This window comes from Cysteiniphilum sp., from assembly GCF_057495195.1.
Window position 1 is genome coordinate 1 of record NZ_JBXTEF010000097.1, and the last position, 10770, is coordinate 10770.

Genomic DNA, 10770 nt, shown 5'->3' on the forward strand with positions numbered 1-10770 from the left:
CGCTTTAATAGTCAGCCCTTTATAAGGATTTATTATACTACATTTTGTATTTGTTTATTTAGAATATGCAGCACTACCATGATTTTAGAAAACGCATTCATATTACCTTATTTCAAGGAAATTGATACGCTGCTGAATAACTATGTTTACAATGGCTATCAAGCGCTAATGAGTTATATTCAGTTACCTTTAGGGGTGCTTATGGTCATGGCTATTGGCTTTTTGGGCTATCAGTGTTACACCAGTGATAATGTTAGGTTAAAAGACTTTTACAGCTTCTCGTTTAAGTTTGCCTTTATTTACTTTTTTGCAGTGAATTGGGGGCATTTTTCACAGTACATTGTCACGTTTTTTAATGACGCAGTGATTAATGGAATGGGTGCTGCTTTGCTGCAAGCAAATCCTATACAGATTCCAGGTGTTAGTAATGTAGAAACAGCATTGCAATTAATGTCAACAATCTTTGAAAACATATCAAATGCACTATTTAACGAGGGCGGTATAACACACCTTTCATTTTTCTTTTATGGTGGCATGGTTTGGCTAATTACAACCATTATGATAGCTATTGCACTGATAGAAATGACGTTAGCTAAAATAATGATAGCTATTTTATTTGTTGTAGCACCCGCTATTATTCCTTGTGTGATGTTTGAAAAGACTAAATCCATCTTTACTAATTGGATGGGTAATTTAGTAGGACATTCTTTGTTGCTTGTATTTATCAGTGCATTAATGGGACTAGCGGCAAACTTAATTTTTTGGGTTATCCCAGTGAAATCAGCAGAAGCAGCAATTGATGTACATGGCTTAGCGTGGGGTATTGTTCCATTTTTAATAATCATTGTTATTACTGTCTATGCAATGACTAAAGTTCACTCAATGGCAATGCAGATTGGCTCAGGTGTAGCAAGTGGCGGCACTGGAATGGGTCTTATGATGGGGCTTGTTGGTGGATTAAGTATGTCACGCGCATTAGGTGGTGCAGGATTAAGTGCGGGCAAGAATCTCTTTAGCTTAGGTAAGGGCGCTGCAAAAGGCGCATACTCTGCTGCCACGGCACCAAGACAAGCTGCACAAAACATTGCAAAACGGATTAAAAGTAATATGAACAAAGGTAATTAGGTTAGAGCGCTTAACCAATCCAACACAAAAGGCGAATTCCATGAAGAACATTAAATTAAACACTCTGTTTGATAGATTAAAACGAAAAAGCCCTAAAAATCAAGCAGAAACAAACAAAAACAGTAAAAGTAACAGTGACAAAGTATCTAAAAAATCACAGATACTTGAGCGTTTGAATAAGGTAGGTGCGCAAGATACAACACCTACTGAGATTCACAAAGTAAGCTTAAAAGAGAATATACAGGACTATTACAAGCAAGCGCGTGGTTGGCAGTATGATGTCTTTGATTCGGTGGTGTTGTCACGTGATCGTTATCGCAAGGCGTTTAACTATATTGCGATTTTTTGCGTATTGCTTTTGGTGATTATGGCGGCGATGTTACCCATGCGTAAGATCGTGCCAATTTTGGCGCATGAAGATGCAAACGGTCAAACGTATGTCACGATGGCAGATAGTCATTATAACTTTGAGCATTCACCCGCACAGATTAAATCTGAGCTTTACCACTATGTTAAAAACTTTGAGGGTTACAGTATCACAAGCTTTAACCTTGCGGGTAGCTACATTAAAGCGCAATCAAGTAAACAGGTGTTTGATCAATACGCAGGGCATGTTTCAACATCTAATTTGCTTGAAAAACTAGGCAAGAAAGGATTTAGACAGGTCAATGTCGATTATATTCAACTGGTCAACAGTAAGCATAATCAAGGGCAGCTACATGCTCAAAATCAGGCAATTGTTACCTTTGAGATAATTGACAAGTATTACACAGGTCAAGTCATCGACAGTAAAAAGTGGCAAGCCATTATTAACTGGGAGTACAAAGGATTACCAAGCACCCCAGAAGCGCAGTTCATTAATTTTGATGGCTTTACCGTGACAGGCTACCAAAGCGCACCGCTTAGCTATCACGGTCAAAGTAACGTGTAGTTAGGCTTGATCATAAAAACATTAAATCATTTATTTTAACAATCCGTATAAGTAGAAAACAAAAGGCGAAAAACTATGAAAAATAAACAATATAGTAACGACAATCACAAAGGACTTAAGACAAGAAAGACACAAGCATTACTACCGTTACTGGGCATAAGCGCTTGCGCTTTAGGCTCTTTTGGCTTTATTAACCCTGCACTGGCGGACAACAAGCCGCAACCATTGTCTACGACTAAAAGCATTGAAGCGGTTAACTTTGTAGACAATGACATTGTGCCAGTGTACGGCAAGCCATTTTTTACCACACTTGTTACCTTTGCCAGTGATGAAGTGATACAAGCGGTAACTAATGGTGATAGTGCTGCGTGGACAGTGCAAGCGGTCAATGGTAAGCCGAACATGATGTTGATTAAAACCAATGTAGAAACATCTGATACCAATTTAACGGTAGTTACGAATAAGCACACGTACTTTTTTAATCTTCATGCATTAGCTAAAGATGATAAACACGTGCCAACGTATGCGATTAACTTTAGCTACCCACAAGAGGAAGCGGCTAAAATTAAGGCTGAAAAAGATTACACCAAGCAACAAAAAGACGCGATTTTATCGGCTTATGCGGCACCTGACAAGTACAACTGGGATTACACCTTTAACGGTGATCGTTCTATTATGCCGCTGCATGTTTACGATGATGGCACTTTTACCTATTTTGAGTTTAGAAAAGATACGCCACAGCCCGCTATTTTTGCGGTAGACAATAAGGCGGGCAAAGAGGCGGTAGTCAATGTTAGACGCAAAGGCAACTATGTGATTGTTCAGCGTGTCGCACCTCAGTTTACGTTGCGCTTTGGTAAGTACCATGTGGCATCACTGTTTAACAATCCTGCCATTGCTAAATTAAACAAAAATAGCTAAGGGGTGGTGTGATGAGTGATGACAACAAAAGAGATGACCAAGAAAATCAAAAAAATCAAAGTGATCATTTAGAAAGCTTAGAACAATTAGAAGAAGCCGAAAAATTTGATCATCAAGATAATCAAAAAGACGCAAGCGAAAAATCGTTAGAGGGGAGACAAGACGATCAAGAAAATCGAGAAAACACAGAGGAAGTAAAAGAAGCAAAAGAAGCAAAAGAGGTAAAAGACGCAGAGGGTGTAAAAGAAACAGAAAAAGAAGAAAACCCTTTAGATGCGCTGGAAGATGGCGAGGATTCTTTAGCTTCTGGTTTGGGTGGCAAAAGTGCTAAGGCTGCTGCCAATAATCAGCAGAAAAAACGCAATAGACTAGGTACCGCGGCTTTAGTTATTGTTGCGGTCTTTGTGGTGATCTATCTTTTTTCTGGTAGCAAAAAAAGCCAAGCACCAGAGCAGAAAGATCAGACACAAAATAACTCTTACGGTTTGGAGCAAACGCAAGATGCTAATGCCAGAATGCTTGCAACATTAGGCGAGAAACAAAAGCAGTTGATTAAATACGTTGGCACGGATAAATCACCACAACAAACAGAAGCAAAAGCACCTCGTGATGATGCAGATGCTCGTGCCTTAGCGCGTGAAAAAGCCTTAAAAGCCAAAGAGATTCAAGTGCGTATGAATGCGCCTATGCAAATGAATTTTCAGGTGCAGAAGCTAACAGCAGAACAACAAAAAGCTTTGGCAGCTAAGAGTGGTGATAAAGCCCCTGTAAGCGGTTTATCAAGTGGTAGTGCGGGGTCTGATTTTGCTAATTCTCAATCAACCCAGTATAGCAGTGTTAAGGCTGAGAAATTAGCACATCCTGATTATACGGTTTTACAAGGTGAGTTTTTACATGCGGTTTTAACCACAGCGATTGATAACGAGCTAGCAGGAATGATTGAAGCGACAATTACCCGCCCAGTTTATTCATACACTGGCGCACGTATTTTGTTACCTGTTGGCAGTCGCTTAGTGGGGCAGTTTCGCGCTGGTGGCGGTAATGCTGCAAGCACTCGCATTTTTGCGATATGGAATCGAGCAATAACGCCTGACGGCATTTCGGTAATGATTAATTCAGGCTCAACGGACGAATTAGGGCGATCTGGACAAGCGGCTGATTATATTGATTCGCACTTTTTCAAAATGTTTGGTACGGCAGCGATTATCTCATTGATTGGCGCATCGGCTTCTGTTGGTGGCGGTGGTGGTAATCTATACCCAACAACAGAAGATCAATACAGACAAGCGATAACACAGTCATTTGGTCAAGTTTCTAATAAGGTCTTGGCTAAAAACATTAATTTAACCCCGACAATGTACGTTGATCAAGGTACAAAAATTAATGTCTTTGTAGCGCATGACTTAGATTTTTACGGTTTAATCGGTGGATGATATGGCAAACCTAATTATTTTTGTTCTTATCTGTCTTGTGGCGCTTGTAATCTTCTTAGAGTGTCTGGGCGTATTACCGCCTAGTGGTATATCTGAAATGTTGAGGGGGTAACGATGAAAAAGTTATATACAAAGTTCAGTAGATTATTTAATCGCCCCAAGGTTCTAAGTCTACTGGGTGTTGCTTCTTTTGTGTCATTAGTGCTTATGTTCTTTTTACAGTATCTAGGTTTTTTGTCCCCTAGTGCATATCCAGTTATGTGAGGTTCAAGCTATGGACAATCAACCACAGTTAGATTTTAACTTAGCAGGACAGGGCTTAATGCTTGCCCCCATTAAAGAACACCTAATGGATGATAAGGTTTCAGAGGTATTAATTAATCGTGCGGGCGAGGTCGTTATTGAGAAAAATGGCAAGATGACCGCTTATGATGTACCAGAGTTTACCTTTTCTTATTTGCGAAGCTTATTTCAAGTGATCGCAACGGCTAACAATCAGGTCATTAGTTCTGAGCATCCTATTTTGTATGGCTCTTTGCTTGATGGCTCAAGGGTGACGTTAGTTGTGCCACCTACAGCAACAGATTTTACTTTGTCTATCAGGCGTAAAGTGGTGCGTGATTTTTCATTAAGTGATTACTTAGAAACGGACTTTTTTAGGCGAACACGCTTTATTACTGATTTAGAAGATGAGGCGCAATTGATCGATGACACTGAATACGAATTAGCAGAAATGTACCAAAGCATCGCGAAAAAGACGATTCAAGGTAAAGGAGTAGAGGGCTATGTTAGCACCTCATCCCATAACGTTATAGCAGTACAATCTGAGATACGCGATTTTATTGTTAAAGCCATTAAGCTTAGAAAAAATATTGTCTTTTCAGGTGGTACAAGCTCAGGTAAAACAACCTTTTTAAATGCCGCTTTAAAGGAAATCGATGCAGAAGATCGCATTATCACCATTGAATCACCGCGCGAGCTTGAACTAACACAAAAAAATGTTGTACGTTTGGAAGCCTCAAAAGGTGAACAGGGCGTTGCTAATATCAGTAATCAGGCATTGGTTAAGTCTTGTATGCGCTTGCGTCCTGATCGCATCATCATGGGCGAGATTATAGGCGGTGAGATTATGGACTTTGTGGCAGCGTGTACCACAGGTCACGAGGGGTCAATCACCACGATTCACGCCAACAACCCACGCGGTGCATTTTCACGTATGGCAGGACTATACAAACACAATCAAATTGTGATGCGTGATGAGGAAATCTTAAGCGAGTTAAAAGCGGCAATTGATGTAATCATTCAGCTAAGCAAATCTCATGATGGGCGTTTAGCGACAATGATTTGGTATAAGTACGGACATTTGAAGTTATAGAAAAACAAAGAGATTTTAATATGAGATCAACAAACATTACATACAGCAAAATAAAACGACAATTCTATCTAGCATTTATTCCGTCGCGCTTGTTAACAGAACATCAAAACAAGCAAGATAGAATTATTTGTAATTATTGGTGCGTCTTACATGTGGCAATTACTGTTTTCTTATTATTCACTTTAGATGTTCAATCAGGTCATCCGGGGTCTTGGTCTATTACATATATTACTGTCGTTGCTAGCATAGGATACTTCTTGGAAAAATCACCAAAAATTGTAGAGGGCTTGAAATGAAGATAGGTAAAGCAGAGTTTGCAAGAAACCCGCTTAAAATAATAACACAGGTAAAAGAAAGTGCTGAAGAAGTCACTGTGACGCATAGGGGCGTGCCATCAGTCACTATTAGAAAACTTACTGAGGAAGAAAAAGAAGCGCATTGCGAAAGCCGTGAAAGAAATGAAAAAAGTGATTCTGAAATCATAAGCAAGGATTACCCAGAGCCTTTTAAGTTTTGTATTCATCGTGCGTATGGTGAGCTATTAAACACGTGTGTTTATATATTGAGTGCATTTGCAGAGAATATGGATAATCTAACCGACCATAATGACGTAGAGCATGACCCCTATAGAGACTTATTGTATGGCGTATTACAAGACTTAAACGATTTTGGCAAGCCTGATACAAGAGAGGTCTACACAAAGCAAAAGCATCAAAAATATGTAGATTTCATCAACCATCAATTAAGCACGATTAACTCAGAATATAACAATTTAAGCGCGTTAATCGCAAACTATACCCCAGAAGAAGAAAGCATCATTAAGCAATATATTAACCAATCACAGAGCTAAGGAGAAATTAACATGGCTCAAGGTACATTAAATAGAGTAACGATTATCGGACGTTTAGGACACAACCCAGAGTTGAAATATATGCCATCAGGCATGGCAATGATAAATATTCAACTTGCCACTAATGACGGCTACAAAGACGCAAAAACTGGTCAATTCATCGATACAACTGAATGGCATCGCGTGGCACTTTTTGGCAAACAGGCTGAAACATTACAGCAGTTTGTCAGAAAAGGTGATTTGATATTCATTGAGGGCAAATTGAAAACACGTAAATGGCAAGATAAGCAAACAGGACAAGATCGCTATGCTACAGATATTGTGGCGACTGACATGCAAATGCTAGGCAGCGCAAATCATAATGCAGCACCAATGCCTGATTATGTGCCGTCACATATTCAAGTACCAAGTGATCAAGTAGAGCAAGCGCAATCAGGCGCAAGTCATCAAACATCAACGCCAAGTATGGAAGAGATCGAGCAAGCGGAAGATACACCGCCTTTCTAAATTGACTAAGAAGCAGAGGCAATAACCAGATTCAACACAAAAGGCGAAATGGAAAAAGGTAAAAAAATGAAGAGCAAATTAAATAGATTTAACACAATGGCTTTAGCGTTATTATCAACCGTGGTTATCAGCAATAAGGCATTCGCAGACGATGACCCTTACACCTTAGCACCTGTTTATGTGGGTGCCATGCTGAGCTACAACAAAACAGCAGACGCAAACCCAACCCTAAACCGTGATAAGCAACCGATTGGCTTTGGTGCATTGATCGGCTATAAGCGCCCATTAGATGACTATGCACAATTATTCTGGGGTTTTGAGTTTCAATTTAATTCTTTAGGCTCTGATAAGTGGGCATCAAGTGGTGGCGCTGAGCCATCAGCCAATTATTACCAGTTAAACGGCTTAACTGTGTTGCATTATATGCCAGTGCCACACATGGATTTAAAGCTCAAGGCAGGTGTGGCTTGGCAGTTCATTCAGGCAAATAATATGGGCGATAATACAAACTGGTTTGCCTTGCCTGTTGTTGGTGCGGGTGTCGGTGTGTATGTATCTTCACGCATTGAGCTAGCGGCAAACTGGCTTTATACCTTTGGCGAGGGTGACGGCAAAGCCGCGCATGGTTCTCATGATACGGTTGCTAATAATCAGTTTAGCGTTTCTATCAATTACCATTTTTGAGGTGTAAAGCATGGCTACGCTGTCAAAACTTAAGGTATTATCTAGCTTCACATGGAAAATGTGGCTATCTCTTGTTATTGCTATTTTAATGATCAATGAGTTTTGCATCTGGATAGCGTCACATATTCTAGGGATTCAGTTTTTTCACTTTCCGCATTCATTAATCAATGAGTATCAAATTATTCAGTATGGGCTGATCTGGGCGTTAGTCTATGCTTTCGTTTTAGTGTTATCACTTGCTTATGGTATCTATGCCATTTTTACAGGCAAGCGCTCAGGTCAAATTGTATTAGGCTTTCCAGTGACTTTTATTGTCGGTGCTATCCTTGGAAATATCATTTTAAGTTTGATTGAGCATGTAGATTTAACACTGTCGCCTTTTGTCTTTTTTCATTATCAGCTAGGCGAGCTTGGTGATTATTCGGGATCAATGATGCAGCCTGTCTATTATTACTATGCTGCCTTTTTGTTGGTTTCGGGTGTCTATTACGCCAGTATTATTCGTTATTGGGTGAATAAGCCGAATGTACATGGTAATGCACGTTTTGCCAATGTCGTGGATTTAATTAAATATAACATGCTTAAAAAGCAGGTTGAATCTTTGTTTTTAGCGATGTGGTTAGGCAAAGAGGTATATGCTAATGGCTATGAGCATGTCTTAATCTTAGCACCATCTGGTAGTGGTAAATCATCCACTTATGGCGTGATTAACTTGATTGAGTGGCAAGGCTCCAGTGTTAGCAATGATCTTTCAGGTGAGTTGTACAATAAAACTTCTCGTTACTTACGCAACACTAAAAAAAGCGCAGTCTTTAAATTTGACCCACTCAACAGGTTATTTAAAACAAATAGATGGAATATTTACCATGATGTTTGCAAGTTAGATGAAGCACAGCGCTATGGTGAGCTATCACGCATAGCGGCTTTAATTATCCCTGAAAATAAAGGCGGCAATGATAGTAGCTGGACGTATGCAGCGCGTAATGGGATTGAATGTGTTTCAGCTTATCTTATTAGCACTACACAGTATTGCACATTAGGCGATGTTGCTGAAATATGCTGTCGTGGTGATTTTGATGAGTGGTTGCAGAAAGAAATTGATAATCCAAAGACAGACGCACAATTTAAAGTACGTGCGAATGCGTATTTAAGTGTTAAGGCGCAAGAAACAAGAAGTGGCGTGAAATTCAATATGGATGCGCACTTAGGGCTATACCTCAACCCTATCATACGTGCAGCAACGGCTTATTCTGACTTTAATCTATCTGATTTAAGACGCATAAAAATGGATGTGTTCTTTACGGTGCCACAAGGTCAAATGAAGTATATATCGCCATTGGTTACTATGTTCTGGGAAGAGCTAACCCATCAAATGACATTAAATGAGCCAAAAGAAGATGAGCCTTACGCAGTCTTTTGTAATATTGACGAAACAGGGAATATGGGGCGCGTTAATAATTTAAGGACAGGGGCATCCTACCTTAGAAAGTATAAGCTGCGTATTACATTCTATTTCCAATACAAAGATCAGGCAGGGGATTTATATTCAGATCGAGAAATGAAAGCGTTTTTGAATACTAAAAACAAATTGCTATTTACCCCATCGGATGATGACGATGTAGAGTATATCTCGAAAATGTCGGGTCGTATTACCAAGAAATACAAAACAAAATCACGTCAAGGCTCATGGGGTCAAGTCAATGTAAGTGAGCATATGGAAAAGGGCAACTTACTTGAATTTAATGATGTTAAGTACATGCCAGATAATCGCCTATTAATACAGGTTGATGGTCGCTATATGATTAAAGCAACCAAGCGTTTTTACTTCAAAGATCGTAAGTATAGATTTCTCAATAATTGTGAGGTCGATGGTAACCAAGATAATTTGCTGCCAACTCAAAAACCTATTTTGCCTAAAGTGCCTGAAAAAGTGGTAGTAGCTAACCCAGAGGATGACTTGCGTAAACAAGCAAAAGAACAAAGGGAAAAACAGAAAAACAATGAGAATATCGCAGTGATAGATAATTTGATTGACAACAAACAACCTGAAAAAGAGAAAGAGGGCTGGTGATGAGCTTTACAGAAGAACAGCAAGCAATTATTAATCACTCATCGGGTCATGCGCTAGTGAATGCTGTAGCTGGCAGTGGTAAAACCACTGTCATGGTTTCCTTTATCGAAAAGTTAGCCAGTTCTGGCATTGATCCCAAAAAAGTTTTAGTGTTGATGTTTAACAAAACAGCACGTGAGGATTTTCAAAACAGATTACGTTTAAAAATGGCTAGTAGTAGCGCTGATTTTGACAAAGATCGTTTAGCTGAGATTCGCACCTTGTCATCGTTAAGTTACAAAACAATTATGCTATTACAATCAAGTGAGGTAATACCTGAGTATAGAATATTAGTTAATGATGCAAGGCTACAGAATCCTTTAATTAAGGCAGCTTTGAATAAGCATAAAGTAAAAGAAACGAGCAGTAATATTCAGTACCTTATTGAGGTTATCGAATGGATTAAATCACGCCATGATGACGAGGTGCATTACATGGGAAAAACTGACTGCATCGAGGTTAGGCTATTTCATGAGTACGAAAAATTAAGACATGAAGCCAAGCTAAGATTTAGTGTTGATTGGTCTTATGACACAGTGACAGCGGTTAAGCAAACGCCCGACTTACTCCATGATGTGCTTAATAGTCGTTTTGAATATGTCATTGTTGATGAGTTCCAAGATATTAATGTGTGTCAAATGGATATTATCAATTACTTTGTTGGTGAAGATACAAAAATCATGGTGGTTGGTGATGTTAACCAATCAATCTATGCGTGGCGTGGCTCTAGTCCTGAGATTATGCTAAAAAGCTTTCCGTAGAGTAAGCCGCACCCATTGCTGAGTGCGACTCCTCGAAGAACGCAGCATGAAACTTTCACTTCACTACGCTCGA

The 10770-nt window shown here is 39.5% G+C and carries 10 protein-coding genes; all 10 read left to right on the forward strand.

The features are described from left to right. Positions 1-78 precede the first annotated feature (78 nt). The 10 genes from ACY10D_RS09040 (at position 79) to ACY10D_RS09085 (ending at position 10697) form a co-directional block, all read left to right on the forward strand. The gene (locus ACY10D_RS09040) at positions 79-1125 is read left to right on the forward strand and encodes a TrbL/VirB6 family protein (RefSeq protein ID WP_487000414.1); all 1047 of its coding nucleotides are present in this window, start codon (positions 79-81) and stop codon (positions 1123-1125) included. Positions 1126-1165: 40 nt separating this feature from the next. Continuing rightward, positions 1166-2056, forward strand: coding sequence for a VirB8/TrbF family protein (locus tag ACY10D_RS09045; RefSeq protein WP_487000415.1), 891 nt, complete (start codon positions 1166-1168; stop codon positions 2054-2056). A gap of 75 nt (positions 2057-2131) precedes the next feature. Next, positions 2132-2977, forward strand: coding sequence for a TrbG/VirB9 family P-type conjugative transfer protein (locus ACY10D_RS09050; RefSeq protein WP_487000416.1), 846 nt, complete (start codon positions 2132-2134; stop codon positions 2975-2977). Between the two features lie 11 nt (positions 2978-2988). Next, positions 2989-4410 (forward strand): TraB/TrbI/VirB10 family type IV secretion system protein, encoded by a 1422-nt coding sequence (locus ACY10D_RS09055; RefSeq protein ID WP_487000417.1) that lies wholly within the window; start codon positions 2989-2991, stop codon positions 4408-4410. A gap of 274 nt (positions 4411-4684) precedes the next feature. Beyond that, positions 4685-5785 (forward strand): ATPase, T2SS/T4P/T4SS family, encoded by a 1101-nt coding sequence (locus ACY10D_RS09060; RefSeq protein ID WP_487000418.1) that lies wholly within the window; start codon positions 4685-4687, stop codon positions 5783-5785. A 292-nt stretch (positions 5786-6077) separates the two neighbouring features. Next, positions 6078-6635: a hypothetical protein gene (locus tag ACY10D_RS09065; protein WP_487000419.1), complete on the forward strand. Its 558-nt coding sequence runs from the start codon at positions 6078-6080 to the stop codon at positions 6633-6635. Positions 6636-6647: 12 nt separating this feature from the next. Next, positions 6648-7142: a single-stranded DNA-binding protein gene (locus ACY10D_RS09070; protein WP_487000420.1), complete on the forward strand. Its 495-nt coding sequence runs from the start codon at positions 6648-6650 to the stop codon at positions 7140-7142. A gap of 66 nt (positions 7143-7208) precedes the next feature. Further along, complete coding sequence (locus ACY10D_RS09075) at positions 7209-7826, forward strand: outer membrane beta-barrel protein (RefSeq protein WP_487000421.1); 618 nt, start codon at positions 7209-7211, stop codon at positions 7824-7826. A gap of 10 nt (positions 7827-7836) precedes the next feature. After that, entirely contained in the window at positions 7837-9897 is a 2061-nt protein-coding gene (locus ACY10D_RS09080; protein ID WP_487000422.1) for a type IV secretory system conjugative DNA transfer family protein, read from the forward strand. Next, complete coding sequence (locus tag ACY10D_RS09085; protein WP_487000423.1) at positions 9897-10697, forward strand: UvrD-helicase domain-containing protein; 801 nt, start codon at positions 9897-9899, stop codon at positions 10695-10697. Before ACY10D_RS09080 ends, ACY10D_RS09085 begins: the two co-directional genes overlap by 1 nt. The last annotated feature ends 73 nt before the right edge of the window (positions 10698-10770 follow it).

What these genes read in the sequence shown, in the direction of transcription:
- ACY10D_RS09040 (WP_487000414.1), top strand. Translation starts at nt 79, where the DNA reads ATGATTTTAGAAAACGCATTCATATTACCTTATTTCAAGGAAATTGAT.
- ACY10D_RS09045 (WP_487000415.1), top strand. Translation starts at nt 1,166, where the DNA reads ATGAAGAACATTAAATTAAACACTCTGTTTGATAGATTAAAACGAAAA.
- ACY10D_RS09050 (WP_487000416.1), top strand. Translation starts at nt 2,132, where the DNA reads ATGAAAAATAAACAATATAGTAACGACAATCACAAAGGACTTAAGACA.
- ACY10D_RS09055 (WP_487000417.1), top strand. Translation starts at nt 2,989, where the DNA reads ATGAGTGATGACAACAAAAGAGATGACCAAGAAAATCAAAAAAATCAA.
- ACY10D_RS09060 (WP_487000418.1), top strand. Translation starts at nt 4,685, where the DNA reads ATGGACAATCAACCACAGTTAGATTTTAACTTAGCAGGACAGGGCTTA.
- ACY10D_RS09065 (WP_487000419.1), top strand. Translation starts at nt 6,078, where the DNA reads ATGAAGATAGGTAAAGCAGAGTTTGCAAGAAACCCGCTTAAAATAATA.
- ACY10D_RS09070 (WP_487000420.1), top strand. Translation starts at nt 6,648, where the DNA reads ATGGCTCAAGGTACATTAAATAGAGTAACGATTATCGGACGTTTAGGA.
- ACY10D_RS09075 (WP_487000421.1), top strand. Translation starts at nt 7,209, where the DNA reads ATGAAGAGCAAATTAAATAGATTTAACACAATGGCTTTAGCGTTATTA.
- ACY10D_RS09080 (WP_487000422.1), top strand. Translation starts at nt 7,837, where the DNA reads ATGGCTACGCTGTCAAAACTTAAGGTATTATCTAGCTTCACATGGAAA.
- ACY10D_RS09085 (WP_487000423.1), top strand. Translation starts at nt 9,897, where the DNA reads ATGAGCTTTACAGAAGAACAGCAAGCAATTATTAATCACTCATCGGGT.